Genomic DNA, 17,017 nt, shown 5'->3' with positions numbered 1-17,017 from the left:
GTTATTCTCCCACCCTTCGAAGCAGTTTCTGTACCAGCAAGTTGGTGCCCACCATGATCATGAACAGCACGGTCGCAATCGCCGATGCGTATCCCATCTCAAACCGCGTTGTACCAAAGTCGATCAAGTGGGTGACCACCGTCTCTGCCGCATAGTTCACGCTTGGGAACCCGGCCAGTGCAATCGACACATCAGCCACAGCAAACGAAGTTGTGAGCTGAATGACCGCGCCGAACATGAGCTGTGGACGCATCGAAGGCAAGGTAATGTACCACAGCTCCTGCCAGCGATTTTTGATCCCATCCACCGCGCCCGCTTCATATAACGTCCGGTCCACCGTCTGCAAACCCGCGATAAATGCCAGAAATCCGGTTCCCAGACTCAGCCACAACTGCACGAGAATGAGGATGGGCATAATATAGGCTTCCGTCTTCAGCCACTGGATCGGTTCCAGCAGAAAACCCCATTTGATCAACAGCCCATTGGCAATACCATAACGATCTCCCGAGAAAATCATGAGCCAGATAAAATACACATTGCCCGAGATGGAGGGCGCGTAGAAGATCAACGTCATGAACGCTCTCCATTTCGGTGTTAACTCATTAATAATCCACGCGAAGACGAAACAGGCAATATAACTGATTGGCCCGGTAATAATGGCGAACAACAACGTATTCTTAATCGCAATCAGGAATACATCATCCTCCAGAAACAGGCGGGTATAGTTCTGCCAGCCAATGAAACGCGGGAATTCCAGCATATTAAAGTAGGTGAAGCTGAGTATGATCGAGATGACAACCGGAATCACGGTAAACATGACGAACAGCAGCATATAAGGTGCAAGCAGAACATAGGAATGTTTGCTGGCCTTCATTTCCTGGAGCTTCCAGCTCCACCACGATTTCATGCCCATCCTTGACGCTTTCTCAGGAGGACTGTTTTGTCCGTCTCGGAGTGATATTTGTGGCACGATTAACCCTCCCTCTGCTTACGGAAGACCAAATTCATTACGCTTCACTCGAATCTCGTCCTGAATATATTGGGTATAATCCATGATGGATTCCCTGGCTTCCACTTGGCCAACAACGGTTTTGTAAAATGCATTGAACAGATGGCGGCCTGTAAAATAACCACCAGGTACTTCGGGAATACCCTTCACTGTTTCAAATTGCGCCTTCAGATTGGCGTAATCCTCGGCAGGCCACGGCAGGGAATCCAGTGCCTTGATGTTGGCCGTTGGATAACGAGCCGCCGCACCCATCAGACCTTCCATCTCCCGTCCGAATTCCGCCTGAATCGGTGCACTGGTCCACCATTTCATGAACGCCCACGCCGCATCCTGATCCTTGGCACCCTCCAGCATCATGACTGCACTGCCTCCACCCGGTACGTCCCGATTTAAGGTTCCATCCGCCTGAACGGTTCCCGGGACAGGAACGAATCCCCATAATCCCCGAATCTCTGGTGCAAATACGGACAGCTGGTTGTACATGGTGTAATCCGTTAGCCCAATAGGCATCTGTCCTGTCCGGAAACGGTTGGCAAAATCATATTCCCGTTCCAGCTTGTAATCGGTATAGAACTCTGTCCACCGCTTAAAGGTCTCAATCCCGATCCGGGAATCCAGATCCGACTCCTTGTCATCATTCCGATAGAAGGCGCCTCCGTTCTGAAGCAGCATTGTGGCATACTGCGAGTTCGGTGGAATATTGACCCCCTGCATATTGGCCTGGGTTACAACCGGCATGCCAAATTCCATATGGTTTTTACTCAGAATCGCGAGCAGAGCCTCGACATCCTCCCAGTTCTGGGGCACTTCAAGTCCCAGTTCTTCGAGCACATCCTTACGGTAAAACAGCATGTTAAAGGTCTGCGTCTCCGGCAAGGCATATACGCCTGAGTCATAGGCATACGGTACGATTGCACTTTCCCTGAACTCCTGCTCTACGGTGCCATAGTCACTGAATTGCGTCAGATCTACAGCCGAATTCCGCATGGCAAAATTCACGGGCAGATCATTGCCGATCTGCATGGCAATATCGGGTCCTTCGCCCGACAAGGTCGCTGGCAGCAAGGTTCCCATGTTGACCAGCTTCAAGTTCACGTTAATGCCACTATCTGGTGTAAATGTCTTGTCAATCATCGCCTTCATCGTATTCGCCTGGTCCCGCCCGCTGCCAATCCAGACGGTAACAGTGCGCTGATCTTCTGATGTAGCTACATTGCCGATCTGGTTATAATCAATGAAGAACGAATGATAGAATATCTTCGCTTCATGACCGAGCTTGGCAATTGGCCCCATGCCTGTACCGGGAATATCTTGGTCGATGGAAGTGACGTACAGGGCGTCGATCTCAAGGGGCTGCTCTCGTGCCTGCTGCACCCATGTGCCGAGACCCCCTGTGTTGGTTTTGTATGCTCCAAGCCTTCTTGGTATGGTATTTGGCTTGTCAATCATCTCGTCCAGTTGCTGCGCCATCGTCTTGATCAGTGCTTCCTGATCGCTGGACTGTCCTGATAGAAGACGAAGCTGTGCGGCCACGTCTTTGAGTCGTTTACTCTCCCCACTGAACACTTCCAGCAGGTTCGGGATCTGCTGCTCCACCCGATAATCCCGGAATTCATCGGGCTTGGTACCTGTAATCATCAGAATGCGCCGGTACATGGAGTTCAAGTTGTACAGACTGTCCTCCACATTTCGGATGAGGGGCGCAAAATCACCCAGGCTGTTCTCCAGCCGCAGCACATGTTTTCCTTTTTCCAATTGAAACTTGTATGCTTCCTTGCCACCCATGACGTCAATGCGATAGTCACTTTGATAACGAAAAGGCGCTTGGGCCATCTCTGCGAACGGAACTTCACCGTCAATGGTCAGTTTGCGAGTAGAATAGATGCCTTTGACAAAATTCTGCTGTGCGGTAAAACCGATATGATACAGTCCGCTCTCCGGCACATCCACTTCCCATTCAATCCATTGTCCTGGCAGACGCCAGTTAAAGCCACCAATCGTATTGATGCGTACCTGGGAAGCACTGTAAGGAGATACCGCAGAACTTGACCTTTCGCTCGTCGGGTATAACGTAGGTGAAGATTTGGCAATAGCGGCTTCTCCTTCAATGCGAATAAGGACATCCTTCGGCTGCCCGGAGGAATCCGACTGTTGTGCCCCCGCAGTCTCTGCGTAAGGAACGGCTGTCTTCTCATTGAAAAGGCGTATGGACCGAATCACCATGGGTTCACGCGAAGATTTTAGCGTTAGGGTGTGTTCCCCTTTTTCCAAATAAAACTTGAATGGAGCCTGCTCGTACCCGTCGGAGTCCTGAAACGTTTCTTCCATCCAGCGTGGTTGCTCTACTTGTCTCGGACGAAGGTCATTGCCTTGATTGTCCTGCTCCACAACATCTTTCTCATTGGCCCATACCCGATCAAACTGCAAATAGGCGGCTTCCGCAAAAGGAAGTTCACCGTCAATGTACAATGCACGTTCAATAGCTGAGCTCTTGCCTTCAACGGGATAATAGATTGCGGACAGGTTATACAGCCCGGTCTCCGGCACGTTAATGGTCCAATCGACTTGTCCGGTCTCTCCGGTATGGAGAGATACACCATCCATTCCCTCATAATTAGTGAGTTTGCGGACGTCTTCACCTTCGGCTCTTATGTAATCTCCCGCTTCAATGGTGATGTCCACACTCGGCTGTGAAGCCTGGTCTGTTCCAGAGCGATACTGTTCGTACCCCTTCTTCTGCCGGGTTTGCTGCAAGATCGCATCCACTTCAATGGCAGGCAGACTGCCAGGTGGAACGTCTGCACCCTCATCAGCGCCGGAAGTTACATATAGAATGATGCAAGCTGCCGCCACGATGATCACTGTGGAGAATATCCATGTCTTACGTTGTAGAATTCCAGCCATCCTGCGAGTCCTCCTCATCAAGGCTGATGCCAGCAAAGCCGATTTGGTGGTTCAGGAAAAAGGGGCTCCGTGCAACATTGCCGACACGAGCCCCTGCCTGAATCGTTTGCTGGTGATAAGTGTTGTTATTGTTTGCCGAGTTTATCAATGGCAGCTTGTGCCTGTGCTTTGTATTTCTCAGCGGTTGCTGTGACGGAAGCATTGTCCTTGATGATATCGTTCACAAAATCTCCGAAAGGATATCCCGTGTAGGCATCATCCAGCAAGATACGGCCTGTTCCAGCGATGTGCTCGCGAATGATGGCAATATCCTTCTCGTCGGTATAACGACTTTCCAGATAGTCCTGACCTGGATACTCTTCGATCTGCGGGATGTCGAAGGTCTCTTCATAGATTTGGTAGACGATCTTTGGATCCTCCACACCTTTTGGAATGAATTTTGCCGATGCCGCGTTGTTTGCATACGTTATCTCTTTACTGCCCTGTGGCCCATTCGGAATGGGTACAACACCGACAGCAAAGGTGAGATCGCCCAACTGCCATTCAGCAGCAGTGAACAGAGCAACGTCTCCATCCTTAAAAGTGTTGCTCTCCTCCCAGTTGGTTTTGTCACCGGTTTTGACCTTCACGACATTTTCCACGTTATACAGGCGTTTAACGAATTCGGTTGCTTCAATCGTTTTCGGATCGGATAATCCTTCCTTGCTATTGGCATCATCCACGATGGTTCCACCATTCGCAGCGGTAAAATGGCGAACGACATCAAGGGCCCAGCCAGAAAATCCGTATACATCTGTTTTGCCGTCATTATTCGTATCTTTGGTTGCCTGTTTGGCAAGCTCCATGAATTTGTCCCAATCCCATTCGCCCTGGTTATACAATTCTTGTGGATCAGGTAATGACAGTTTCTTGAACAAGTCTCGGTTATAGTGAAGTCCCAGACCAATGCTGGTTGGTGATTCGAAGGCATATTCTTTGCCTGCAATAGCAGGAAACTTTGTGATCAGGTTTGCTTCCTGGTTGATGTTGTTCTCAGGTGTAGTGAATTCGGAGAGGGGCAACAGTTGCCCTTTGAGGATGGCGGGTAGTGCGGATTTGTATTCCATCTGAACGATGTCGGCGAATGGTTCGCCGGCCAGTGCAGACGTGGTAAATTTGTTCATGTATTCTTCGAAAGGTACGTTGACGAACTCCAGTTTTACGTTGTATTTCTTCTCGACCTCTGCAATTTTATCGAGTCTGGCCTTATCGGAGGCGGTCTCTCCCGCCGGTTTCAGATCCCACCAGGCAGCAACCTTGATGACACGTCCACCCAGATCAGGCACATTTGCCACAGCTTCTTCCACTACGTCCTCTTTCTCTGTTTCAGCGACTTCGGTGCTGTTACCTGAGTTCGTTGTTCCCTCTGTTTCGCTTCCCGTCTGTGCTGTCCCCCCACCACTGCAAGCGGATACAAAAAGCATCACGGCCAATAACATCAGAGGTACAACATTCCATCTTCTAATCATGTTTTTAACAACCTCCCCGAATGTGTATACCAATCATGGTTCACCCTAAATCGCTAACCCCACTCAGAAACCAATCAAAAATAAACAATCACCACCATTTGTTATTTTATCGTTTGTTTTTGACAAACAAAATTTAACACAGCAAAATGTAAGCGTCAACATTTTTATTGTTAACATTTTCTATTTATTCTGATAAAATGCTGATAATATGGTTAAAACCCTGTTTTCACGCTTACTAAAATCCTTATTCCTAAGTACACCTTATTAAAACTATAAATATAACTTTTATTATTTTGTTATTTTTAAATAATAACAAAATAATAATTTTACAGACAAAATTCGTCATTCTATCTGAAAATGTGCTTATCTTCACGTGGATTGCGTATCCTGAAATGCTGTGCTTCTCTAACATTTTGAATTCTCTGTCCGTTATTAGATTAAGAGAAATACATCATGCTATACTAGAATCAGTTGGATATCGCTCCAAACAAGGAATACGGCAGAATTACGAGTGTAAGGATGGTATGATGAAAACGAAGGTAACAATTCAGGAGATTGCACATTTTACAGGTTTGTCGAAATTCGCGGTGTCACGAGCTTTGTCTGGAAAATCGGGAGTCAGCGATCAGACGAGGGATGTCATTCTCAAAGCCGCTGGCAAACTTGGGTATTTCAAAGATAACAGCCTCTTGTCTGGTGAACTGTCTCACAACAGTGAATCACATGACTCGAAAAACACACGTTCAAGCGGTACCATCTTGATTTTGTTTCCCAATGTTCGATACCAAAATCAGGACTCCGTATACTGGGGACCCGTCTTTAACGGGATTTCTTCCAAGCTGAACCAAAAAGGCATTAATATTCTAACCTTGACGGAACCATCCGCAGACCAGCTATTCACCCTACTCAACCCGGATGCCATTCGTGGAATCATTACCGTTGGCTCGATCTCGACCCCGATTCTGCTTGAAATCAAGCGGCTCAGTATTCCGGTTGTCATGGTCGATCATCTGGACCCTGTTTTTCACAGTGATAGCATATTCACCGATAACTTTGCATCCATGCGGGAGATCATGCTCTATTTGCTCCGCAAGGGCTTCAAAACTTTCCAATTCGTTGGAAATATCGGGGATGCTCAAAGCTTCTATGAACGCTGGATTGCATACACTTCTGTACTTATGGGCCATGGGATGGAAATAAGTCAGATTCCCGAGCTGAGCAATCAGGCATTGGATGAGTTTCGCCAGACGTTCACTTCGGTAATCCATGAGGATAATCTGCCTGAAGTGTTTGTATGTGCGAATGATTTTTATGGGCTATATACCATAGAAGCCCTTGAGAGTATGGGGATTCGTGTACCCGATCAGTGCGTTGTCACGGGATTTGATAATCTATACGACCATATCCCATTACTGGCTACAGTCAATGTGAACAAGGAATTGCTCGGTGCGCGTGCGGTGGATCAGATGTTATGGCGCATAGCGAATCCAGAAAGCAACGTCGAAAAAAAGTTGATTCTTGCTGACGTCATCATCCGTGAACAGTTCGGCAGGCATAGCGGATAAAAGCAGAATATATGGTGGTAAATATGTGTGGAATACACATATTGAAGCATTCATGGAATAAAGTTTGTGTCCACACAAAACCACACGCCAAACACCCCTTTAACCGTATTTGAGCGGCTATCGGGGTATTTGCATTGTGTATGTTGTGTTCTACGTATCTGTATGCACATCATCCCACTCCTGATCCAGATAACAGATCAGCCAGTTCAAAGCACGGTGACGTTCATAAGCCACTCCACCATTCAAGCCGGCGGGAGGTGTTTTGTCATTGACACGACTATTCACACACACCCAGTTATAACGGTAGATCAGATCTGCTTCATCCAGAATCTCGCTCTTGCTACGCAGAGATGCACCGGAGAGAAAGTCGGCAAAGCTGTCCTTCTGTTGCAAATAACCGACATCCTTCCCTACGTTACACAACTCCGTTGGTGCACCCAATTTCTCCACATAACCAAGCGCCCACAACATGACGTGGTACGCCTCATATCCCCAAGAGAAGGCAATGATCTCGTGCTGCTCCGCTCCGTGTTGGTCGATAAACTTCTTCTCTAGGGGTGAAAAAAAGGAGTCAGCCTCATACTTGTCGATCACTTCCTGAACCAGAGCTGCGGTATCGTCCGCGCTTTCGCCTGCTCCCAGACACTCTCCCTTCAGCGCGGCAAGACACAAGGCAACCGCACGGCGCGCGACTTCCTCTTTACTCCGAATGGTGGTGTGCTCTTCTCCGGCCCTTGCAGGCAAGTTCGCATTATAAGGAATGCCTTGTTCCGTCAACCGTTGCTCTGAACGGTCTTTACGTTGAATTGCAGACTCTGTCTGGGTTCCAGCATCGTCCAGGAAACTGGTGTGCGCTGTCACCGTGTAATCCTCCACCTCAGATTCTCCATTCACGTCCAGCAATAACTGGCCATGTGCATTCAGCAGAGATCCTCCTCCCCAGAAAATGACGGCATCCAGAGCATCCGCCAAGCGCAGCAATTCGCCGAAGAATTCTTCCGAGATATCCTCTTCTGTCTCAATACCAATCACCATGTTCAGTGTGGAACATTTAATCAATACCTTTTCCTGGAGCGAAGCATTGCGCCCCTCAATCTGACTCAAAAATCCAAGCATCCCCTGAATCATGGTCGTAAATTCCTCAGGATGTGTCTGGCTGGTCATGATATTGAAACCTTTGGTTTTTTTACTCAGCCATTTTTTCTGAGTCACTTGAATATGGGTCTTGTCTTCCCTGCGTTTAATCGTACCCTCAGGATAAATGGATTGAATTAATTCAAACAGCTGATCCAGGTCAAACTGAGAGCTGTATATCGCACAATTTCTCATGAAGTTCACCCTCTCCGTTATCGTGTAAATGTTCAGTTGAACATATATGACTAATCCTTATACGGATCGAATTCATTACCTCCGGCCATGGCGACACCAACGGGACGTAGCACATGGTTGATTTTCAGCGTATTCGCATGTGCGTTCAGTACGTCTTGCAGTTTCTTATACACAAACGGACTTTCGTCCGTGCCCGCTCCCCGCAGTTCCACGCCATAGGCGCGAATCGCCTCATGCATCTGTGCTTCACTAATCTCACCGCCCATGCGTGTGCGCAGCTTGTAATTCATTTTGCCAGCCGCCTGGGTTCGGCTCATCGTACGCCCTGCTCCATGTACGGTGCTGCGGAATGACTCGGTATTTTCTTCACTGTGGATCCCCTCCACAATCACCGAGATATCCCCCATACTGCCTCCGACAAAACCGAGCTGCCCAGGTGCCAGTGGCGTTGCACCTTTACGGACCACGACGACCTCTTCACCCATATGCTGTTCTTTCCAGGCAAAGTTGTGATGGTTATGTACGGTGTATTCAGCATTTGCCCCGAGAATTCCAAGCACCTGTTCAATGACATAATCACGTCCTGCATAAGCGTATCTGCCCGCCAGAGTCATTCCATCCCAATACATATCACCCATTTCGCTGTTCAGGTTAAACAATGTAGGTGGCTGATCCATGGATTCACCCGGCGCTTTGCCACTGAACTGACGCCCTGCGGCAAGGTTAAGGAACCCACTCGCCACTTTGTGACCGAACCCGCGGCTGCCAAAGTGATTCGCGATCCACACCTTTCCCGTGGCCTCTTCTACAAAAATATCCACGAAATGATTGCCACTGCCTACGGTTCCAAGTTGGTTGCGTGCGAGCGTCTTCAGCTTATGCTGTAATCCCGGTTCAATGGTATCAAACAGCTTCCAGCTCGCGTCGTCGAACAGTTCATGATCCACGGGTGTTGGATTGTTACGACCCACGCCGAAAGATATATTCGAATTGATGTCATCCATAATCGTCACAATCTGATCCCGAATATCATCCCACATCAGGTTGGTGCGCACAGCCTTGTTACCACAGGCAATATCATATCCGACACCTGACGGACTGATCATATTCCGATAAGCGACAACACCACCGATGGGTTGCGAGTAACCTTTGTGGTGGTCGGCCATCAGAGCCACACCCAAGACATCTCCATATTGCGAGCAAGTCACCGCCTGACTTACGGCGTTCTCCAGCGGCTCCCCCCAGACTTTAATGTTATCTACGATACGCATGATTGTGTTAACCTCCTATGTATTATTTTGAATATTTCATCTTAAATTTTGTTCTGATACTTTCATTAGTTTAACAAAGATCAGCGTAGCTCGAAACGTTATCATCCTTCAGATCACCAATTATTTATACAATAAAAAAAGAGAGCTCGGCTCCCTTTTATCACACGGTTGGTACCTATTCACTTCTTGCTAATCTTAAATTTGAACGCCCAGGTCGCTGTGTTACCAGAATACCGACCTCTGTTCTCGGTCACCACCACAGAAAGCGTCTTGTTGGTTGACTTGGAGAACGAAGATAGTTTGACGTTGGTACTTTTACTCCCGTAATCGGGAATTTTGTCCTGTTCTTCAGCGATGGCCTCCAGTTTCAACGTACCTGTAGACTTCAGATTTAAGGTGACCGATGAACCCTCTTCCAGATCTTTTCCATTCACACTTGCTCCGATGGCCCATTCATTACCGACAGAGTTGTTCTCGACAAGCTCTGCGCTCACCAACGTCACGGTGACCTTAACCGTTTTGGCGGCAGCATAGGAGGTTGGGGAACATAAGGCGAATACCAGGCTCAGAATCATGAAAACATTAGCCCATTTTTTGAGCACGAGAGTGCCTCCCTCTTATTCGTTTCATTTGTTAAGACTATGCCTTATTCGCCATATTCCTTAAGTAATCCTTCCACTTGTGTAAAATATTATCACCCGCTTGGATATTTAAAGATGCTTCCGGTAACCCTGCACCTTCTCATCCTTGAAACCCAGCTTCTCATAAAATATATGCGCTTCCTTGCGCTGATCGCCAGACACCAGAATCATGTAACCACAGCCCAGATCTTTGGCAATCCGCTCAATCTGGAGCATCAATCTTTGCCCAATGCCCTGCCTACGCACTTGATCCGATACAATCACATTCTCCACAACCATGAATGGTTTGCATGGGCCTACCAGATCCATACACTCAATCCCCATAACGGACCCAACCAGTTTACCATTGTGAAATGCACCAAGCACATGATAATGGGGATTCTGTTGTATGTAATGGAACATCTTTTTCATCTGCTGCTCATTGGTAAGCGTTCCCATCAACTCATTGTATAGCTGGCTTAGTGATGGTAAGTCTTCAAGTCCGATTTCTTTAATGGTAACCATCGTCATCCTCCTGATTTTATCCTATTTCGCATATGTTTTCTTACGTGAGGTCCTTCTTAAAATAATAATGACTATGTCCAGTCGGTGCATTCTCGATCGTTGTGATCAATTGGTATCCGTGCTTCTTGTAAAATTCTGGTGCTTGATAGGAAAAGGTATTTAACATGACAAAATCACAAGATTTCTCTCGTGCAATTCGCTCAACTTTAAGCAGCAACTGTGAACCATATCCCCGATGCCGCTGTTCAGAATCAACCCAGAGAATATCAACCTCCAGCCAGTTCCAGCAAAGTGTACTAATCACACCTGCAACAATCTCGCCAGTCTCATTTTTGATATTGAAATTCAACTCCTCGTAACGATGCCTTAATTCCTCCCCCACATGTGCAGCATTAAATGCAATAAGTTGCTGGCGAATATAATCTGAATCCTCTGAAGTACTTGGATTGATATTTCCTTTAGACATCCTCTTCTCCCCTATCATCATTACTCACAGCCTCATTCATTTCTTGCATATTTTAACATAAAGTTATCTCACACAAAATAAAAACAACGAACCTTCCATATAGGAAGGCACGTTGATGTAACTTGCATTAGTTCACATATGCTGTTCTAAGTTACGCTACTCTATTCCTCTCAGATCAACGTACACGTGACCTACACCGGTTCTGCCCAGAGGGTCGGTAGCTTTCACCTCAATCCGAATAGGCTCACTACTCGTCCCCAGTGCAGTAACGTATAGTTTCTGTCCAATCATTCTGACATCTGCCAGTTGTGGATCAGGGGAGTCAGCCTCTAGTGTGAGAGTTGATCTAACGTCATCTTCATCCTCAAACATAAAGGACAGGTCAATCTCAACCTCATCCCCATGAACATAAGCGGTATTACCCGCAGGTGCCTCTACCAATACAGGAGACGCATCATCGAAGTCATACCTGTCCAAACGTTGCAGCAACGTGTGATGCAGTGTGAAGTCAGCCTCTTCTCTCAGTGTTATGGGATTGTTACTCACATCCAGATATTGCAGATCAGGTAATCCAGCAATTCCAACGGGTAAATGAACAAGCTCATTACTGTTCATATCCAGTTCTTGCAAGGAGTCTAGTCCGCTCACATCCAATAAAGCAAGTCGATTATTCGCAAGATTCAGATACTCCAGCTGATCCAGTCCTGTCACATTAATTTGCGTAAGTTCGTTACCGGATAAATCAAGCCAATTCAAGCGATCAAATCCAGAGGCATCTGCTTTGCTTATTTCATTTCCAGAGAGGTCGATTTCAGTTACGTTCAGCCCTTTGAATATCTCGACACCTGTCAGATCGGAAATGCCCGCATTTCTGGCATACAATCCTCCATTGGTCTGAATGAGAGCTTCCACCAATTCATCTTTGGTCAGTGGATCATCCACATCCTTTTGCAACCAATACGCAATTGCTCCAGCCAAATATGGATCAGGAAATTGACGACTTATCGTATTGCCCTGTACCTTAACGTTGAGTTGTGCCGTGACACTGGCACCCTGGACGTCAGCTGCTTTGATCGTCAACGTTGTTACTCCAGTAGCCTGTGGAACAAGTCGAATCACTTTTTCTACGACAGTAGAGGAAACAATGGTTGCATCTCCGGTTATGACACTGAATTGCAATTCATCACCATCTGGATCACTAAAATACGTGGAGACATCCAAGTCCAATGCGGCATGATCTAGTGTAAGTTCCTGATCAGGCAAACCGCCACTACTAACCAGTGGCGCCCTGTTCCCCGTACCTGGATTGGACGGAGTGGAAGGATTCGTTGGCGTAGTTGGCGCAGATACACCTCCTCCACCCGTACTTCCAGTTCCATTCCCTGGTGTCACCCCGGAATTACTGTTTGCGTTTCCTGCGCTATTGCCGCCTGAAGTTGTACCCTGCACCTCAATTCCCTTTCCTGGCTCATCAGGATTGGATTCCGAGTTGGTACCCCCTTGGTTCGCAGCTTCATCAAGCACTTGAATGACTTCAGTTGTGCGTAGTGCGATCACAGCCATTTCCTGTCTGGAGGTAGAACGCTTCGGCGCAAAGTTTCCATTGTCCCCTTTCAAGATTCCCAATTCAACAGCCTGTTGTACACTAGGCAATGCCCAGGCACTAATATCGGAAGTATCCTTAAATGACAACTCTTTGGTCAAATTTAATGTTTCGTCATATCCTTTAGCCTTCAGAGCCCGAATAATTGTCGTTGCCAGCTCTTCCCTCGTTACCAGACCGGCAGGACGAAACGTACCATCGGGATAACCATTCATAATTCCTGCCACTTGAAGGGCATGAATATAGGTTCCATTCTCAGCGTTATGATCCAAATCCCTGAATAAAAGATCTGGAAGCTGGACTGAGGACAACACGTTCAACTCCAATAGTTGAGCCAGCGTATACGCAAGGTCGCCTCTTGTTAACGTTGCGGTCGGGTTGAAATTCCCTGCTTTGTCCGCCAGAATCATCTGTTGCTCGGCAGCCCTTTCAATAGCTTGCTTGGCCCATGGTGCTGCCTGCTGCAAATCCCGAATGTTTACTGCATCAGTCGCTGCATGCACTATCCCGGGAACAGAAATGACAGATAAAGACAGAAGGGCTGCCCAATAAGGCGAGACCTTACGGATCTTATTTTTCGTATGAACTTTACGTTTGGTTATTCGTGTTGACATCTCTTAACGTTACCTCCCACGTGAACATAACTCTGGTGTCAGCAAAGACTCGTCAGCGTTATTTGATTATCTTCATTGTAGGAGAGACCTTGACTCGAAAACAGTCTACAAAAGAGTAGACATCGTTTCACTACATCATAACAATCCCCGTTGCTCCGCAATCTGTACAGCATGAGTACGACTACTCGCACCCAACTTCGCGAACACTCGGCGAATGTGTGTATTAACGGTTCCAGGTGAAATGCCAAACTCGGCAGCAATCTGTTTGCTGGTCATGCCCTCAGCGATGTGACCGAATATTTTTTGCTCCATCGGGCTGAGTCCCACTTCCTTTGTATCCAGCTTCGCCTCTCCTACAGATGAGAGGCCTCTTAACCGTTTGTCTCTTGCGAAAGCAGACAATAACTGTTTCACATAAGCCATTTTCACACCATCATCGTGTATTGCCTTCGTGCGACGCAGAGACAGGTAGTCCTGTAGCAGCCGCTTCATCTGTTCACCTTCAGCAACAAATGAACGGATATACCCTTCGGGTCCTCCCAGCACCAGAGCACGGGATAACGCCACAACACCGGCATCTGTAGATGCCTGCTTTTGCAGCATGATTGACTCTAGCAGAGCACACTCTACCTGTTCAGCAAGCAAGTCCCGTTCTTCAGCCAGTTTACGGATTCGTCTCAATTCCTCTCGTGCATGATCATACTGTTCAAGGATGATCATCGCACGTATGCGAACCATGGATCGAAAGATCTGATCACAGCTGATCTCAACAGCTGCATCTCCTTCGTTTGCAGGCTTAGTCAGAATGGTATGGGACGATTCCACTGGACTCATTTCAATTAAAATTCGGTGTTGATGTGCTTCCAGTACTGGCTGCCAGTATTCCATGTCCTTCACAGATAATAAACCCAAGACCTGCTGAAGCAGTTTCAAACCTTCTTCAGGTCGGCCCATTGTAAGTTCAAGTCTGACCTTGAGTACATACGCAGGAACGAGCAGCGCAGCCACCTTGATCTGCAAAGCCACTTCAAGCGCTCGGTCCGCATAACTTATCGCTTCTGTAATTCGATCCTGTTCCATTAAAATCTCACCATATCCAACACCGTAATAGGACGTCACGTAGGCACGTTCAGCATACCAACGTTCCGTAATCGCCCCGAAGCAAGCTTCCCCACGTCTCAAGTAGCCATTAACACCATGAAAGCTGCGCAGGCGCATGCTCTCTCTCCGGTCATAGTCCATATACTGAAAGGCAATATCATCGGGATATCCCTGATCAATATAGAACACCAAATAATGAGTCAACCCCTCCAAATCTCTGTTCAGATAGGCCATATAAGCTCGCATTACACATATAACTTGCAACAAATACCCGATAATCTCTGGTTCCAGCTGCCCTTGAAGATGCACCCGGATCACATGTTCCAGTTCATCAAGTTGCTTCACCATCTGTCCATAAGGCATTTCACGTGCAACAAGGAACAGATAAGACATATATAATTTGGGACGTGATTTCACGATCTCCAGTGGCACAACATCAAAGTATCGCCGGAGCGTCCACCACTCTCCCATAATAAAATGGGCGAACAACTCTTCCAGCAGTCTCGCTGCATCCTGCATATGCTGTCCGAGGATATAATGATCCAACGCTTCAGCCGTGTACCCTTGTCGCTCATACCAAACTGCAGCAAGAGCATGTAATTCATTTACTTGTTCTGTGCCACAACGATCCAGTTCACGCTTTAGAAATGCAGAGAACAAATGATGATAACGATACCAGTGTGCTTCCCGATCAAGTGGAGCAAGAAAAAGATGCTCCTTCTCCAGTTGCCTTAACAATTGCGGAGCTTCCTGCATATTACTTAATACCTTACATAGACTGCTGTTCATTCTTCTCGTGATCGCTGTTCGGAGAAGAAATTGCTGCATTTGCGGTGACTGACGCTGGAATACCTCTTCGAGCAAGTAATCCGAAATCGTTCTCTCGCCAGTTGTTCCATAATCTTCACGAGACAGAGGTGATGATATCGAATTCATAGGGCTGACCGAAGCATTTCCACCCCATGCGTGAGATAAAGCGAGCAGCTTCAAACCGGCAGCCCAACCCTCTGTCTGCTGTACCCATCCACGCGCATCTCCCCCGGTAATATCCAGATGCATGATCTCTTGGCAAAATTCAATGCCCTCTTCTGGCGTAAATGCCAGTTCCTGAAGTGTAAATTGCTTCAACTCACCTCTCAGACGCATCTTTTCAAGCATGAACGGAGGATATGTGCGACTAGACAGGACCAGATGAATGGATAGCGGAAGATTTTCAATAAAGTACTGCATCTGTTCATGAATCTCCGGCTGGGTAACTGCATGATAGTCATCCAGAATGAGTAGCGCATGTTGATTGGTCTGGGCAACACGGTTCAGCAATAATATCAATGCCGACCTGGGATCTACCGGGTACCGTTGCAAAAAATGCGGCAGTACATCCCCGCAGAGACCCTTACTCACGCGATCCAGTGCATGAATAATGTAGAGCCAAAACTGAAGCGGGTCCTGATCTTTATCATCCAGGCAGACACAGGCTGCATGAATAGCTGCACTTCTCACCCAGCTACCTAAAAGTGTTGACTTCCCTGAACCCGCCGGGGCAGTCAACAACGTGACTTTGGATTGGAACAATTCTTCGTGTTGCAAACTTAGCCGTGGACGTTCCATTGTGTCCGCTGGCAAAGGTGGAAGTTCCAGTTTGGTTGTTAAAATCATAAATTGAAGCCAGTCCCCGTGGTGACCAGCGGTATGTTCCTGTTGCATGAGATCCTCCTGAATCAGCACCGTTGTGCCTGTTTTCCGATTCATTTTATGTATATTCAGATATTCTAAGTATACAAGGAACCATGACTATGCCCCACATATTTTTGAACGGAAATCAACGACAAACAACCCCTGTGTACATGAAGTACAGGGTAACATTCGGATTATCAACCATTATCCGATTGGCTCTTCTATTTTTCTGTCCGAAGCAACTGATAGTTCACTACAATATAATTCAATCCCGATAACAGCGTAACGCCTGCCGCCAGCCATAATAGAATTAGGTCAACCCGCACCTCAGTCAGCAAACTGATCGGAACATTGTTCAACAAAATTGCAATAATCGCTGCCACCTGAAGCACCATTTTGATCTTGCCATATCGATCGGCTGCAAGAGCAATGCCCTGCTCCGTTGCCACCATTCGTAACGCTGTAATGACTATTTCACGCCCAATAATGATTACAGCAATCCATGAACTGATCATATTCTCCTGAACCATCAGGATTAACGCTACCGCAATCAACAGTTTATCCGCCAGCGGATCAAGAAGCTTTCCCAGATTCGTGATCTGATTATATTTTCTCGCTACATATCCATCCAATTTATCCGTACCTGCCGCTACTGCAAATATAATAAGTGCAAACAACAAGCTACTCTGATTAAGGAAACAGAGCATAAACAATGGAATCAACGCAATTCTTGCCAACGTGATTTTATTTGCATAATTCATTGAACATCACCTCTCCTCGATTCAAATGTTATCCTTGGATCAGATTCCGTGACTCTATCATCATTTC

General features: G+C 47.1%; 12 protein-coding genes. 1 reads left to right on the top strand and 11 read right to left on the bottom strand.

Annotated elements, in window-relative coordinates; all coding sequences use genetic code 11:
- Position 1: 1 nt before the first annotated feature.
- The 3 genes from NLBNIHML_RS25875 to NLBNIHML_RS25865 form a co-directional block, all read right to left on the bottom strand.
- The gene (locus NLBNIHML_RS25875) at positions 2–913 is read right to left on the bottom strand and encodes a carbohydrate ABC transporter permease (protein WP_091032984.1); all 912 of its coding nucleotides are present in this window, start codon (positions 911–913) and stop codon (positions 2–4) included.
- Positions 914–988: 75 nt separating this feature from the next.
- Positions 989–3,913 carry an extracellular solute-binding protein gene (locus NLBNIHML_RS25870; protein WP_494353138.1) on the bottom strand — a complete coding sequence of 975 codons (2,925 nt, stop codon included), beginning with the start codon at positions 3,911–3,913 and terminating at the stop codon, positions 989–991.
- A 125-nt stretch (positions 3,914–4,038) separates the two neighbouring features.
- Positions 4,039–5,421 carry an ABC transporter substrate-binding protein gene (locus NLBNIHML_RS25865; RefSeq protein ID WP_494353137.1) on the bottom strand — a complete coding sequence of 461 codons (1,383 nt, stop codon included), beginning with the start codon at positions 5,419–5,421 and terminating at the stop codon, positions 4,039–4,041.
- A 527-nt stretch (positions 5,422–5,948) separates the two neighbouring features.
- On the opposite strand from NLBNIHML_RS25865, the gene NLBNIHML_RS25860 reads away from it, so the two are divergent.
- Positions 5,949–6,986, top strand: a complete 1,038-nt coding sequence (locus tag NLBNIHML_RS25860; protein WP_445252651.1) for a LacI family DNA-binding transcriptional regulator — start codon at positions 5,949–5,951, stop codon at positions 6,984–6,986.
- Between the two features lie 150 nt (positions 6,987–7,136).
- Here NLBNIHML_RS25860 and NLBNIHML_RS25855 read toward each other — a convergent pair whose 3' ends face one another.
- From NLBNIHML_RS25855 to pgsA, 8 genes are all read right to left on the bottom strand, one after another.
- Positions 7,137–8,315, bottom strand: coding sequence for a DUF4272 domain-containing protein (locus NLBNIHML_RS25855; protein WP_494353136.1), 1,179 nt, complete (start codon positions 8,313–8,315; stop codon positions 7,137–7,139).
- A gap of 50 nt (positions 8,316–8,365) precedes the next feature.
- Entirely contained in the window at positions 8,366–9,586 is a 1,221-nt protein-coding gene (locus tag NLBNIHML_RS25850) for an RtcB family protein (RefSeq protein WP_339240715.1), read from the bottom strand.
- Between the two features lie 179 nt (positions 9,587–9,765).
- The gene (locus NLBNIHML_RS25845) at positions 9,766–10,188 is read right to left on the bottom strand and encodes a hypothetical protein (RefSeq protein ID WP_494353135.1); all 423 of its coding nucleotides are present in this window, start codon (positions 10,186–10,188) and stop codon (positions 9,766–9,768) included.
- A 108-nt stretch (positions 10,189–10,296) separates the two neighbouring features.
- Entirely contained in the window at positions 10,297–10,731 is a 435-nt protein-coding gene (locus tag NLBNIHML_RS25840; RefSeq protein ID WP_494353134.1) for a GNAT family N-acetyltransferase, read from the bottom strand.
- A 40-nt stretch (positions 10,732–10,771) separates the two neighbouring features.
- Positions 10,772–11,197, bottom strand: coding sequence for a GNAT family N-acetyltransferase (locus NLBNIHML_RS25835; protein ID WP_494353133.1), 426 nt, complete (start codon positions 11,195–11,197; stop codon positions 10,772–10,774).
- 156 nt (positions 11,198–11,353) lie between these two features.
- A complete protein-coding gene (locus tag NLBNIHML_RS25830) occupies positions 11,354–13,414 on the bottom strand; it encodes an S-layer homology domain-containing protein (protein WP_494353132.1) in 2,061 nt (686 codons plus the stop codon).
- Between the two features lie 135 nt (positions 13,415–13,549).
- The gene (locus tag NLBNIHML_RS25825) at positions 13,550–16,219 is read right to left on the bottom strand and encodes a winged helix-turn-helix domain-containing protein (RefSeq protein WP_494353131.1); all 2,670 of its coding nucleotides are present in this window, start codon (positions 16,217–16,219) and stop codon (positions 13,550–13,552) included.
- 191 nt (positions 16,220–16,410) lie between these two features.
- Complete coding sequence (pgsA, locus tag NLBNIHML_RS25820) at positions 16,411–16,950, bottom strand: CDP-diacylglycerol--glycerol-3-phosphate 3-phosphatidyltransferase (RefSeq protein WP_494353130.1); 540 nt, start codon at positions 16,948–16,950, stop codon at positions 16,411–16,413.
- Positions 16,951–17,017 lie beyond the last annotated feature (67 nt).

The organism is Paenibacillus sp. JNU01 (genome assembly GCF_059130585.1).
The sequence above is the reverse complement of the archived record's forward strand: the minus strand, read 5'-3'. Positions and strand labels throughout refer to the sequence as shown.

Excerpts from the sequence above, each read along its gene's own strand:
- NLBNIHML_RS25830 (WP_494353132.1), bottom strand. The coding sequence starts at position 13,414 with ATGTCAACACGAATAACCAAACGTAAAGTTCATACGAAAAATAAGATC.
- pgsA (WP_494353130.1), bottom strand. The coding sequence starts at position 16,950 with ATGAATTATGCAAATAAAATCACGTTGGCAAGAATTGCGTTGATTCCA.
- NLBNIHML_RS25860 (WP_445252651.1), top strand. The coding sequence starts at position 5,949 with ATGAAAACGAAGGTAACAATTCAGGAGATTGCACATTTTACAGGTTTG.
- NLBNIHML_RS25875 (WP_091032984.1), bottom strand. The coding sequence starts at position 913 with ATGGGCATGAAATCGTGGTGGAGCTGGAAGCTCCAGGAAATGAAGGCC.
- NLBNIHML_RS25835 (WP_494353133.1), bottom strand. The coding sequence starts at position 11,197 with ATGTCTAAAGGAAATATCAATCCAAGTACTTCAGAGGATTCAGATTAT.
- NLBNIHML_RS25865 (WP_494353137.1), bottom strand. The coding sequence starts at position 5,421 with ATGATTAGAAGATGGAATGTTGTACCTCTGATGTTATTGGCCGTGATG.
- NLBNIHML_RS25850 (WP_339240715.1), bottom strand. The coding sequence starts at position 9,586 with ATGCGTATCGTAGATAACATTAAAGTCTGGGGGGAGCCGCTGGAGAAC.
- NLBNIHML_RS25825 (WP_494353131.1), bottom strand. The coding sequence starts at position 16,219 with ATGCAACAGGAACATACCGCTGGTCACCACGGGGACTGGCTTCAATTT.
- NLBNIHML_RS25855 (WP_494353136.1), bottom strand. The coding sequence starts at position 8,315 with ATGAGAAATTGTGCGATATACAGCTCTCAGTTTGACCTGGATCAGCTG.
- NLBNIHML_RS25870 (WP_494353138.1), bottom strand. The coding sequence starts at position 3,913 with ATGGCTGGAATTCTACAACGTAAGACATGGATATTCTCCACAGTGATC.
- NLBNIHML_RS25840 (WP_494353134.1), bottom strand. The coding sequence starts at position 10,731 with ATGGTTACCATTAAAGAAATCGGACTTGAAGACTTACCATCACTAAGC.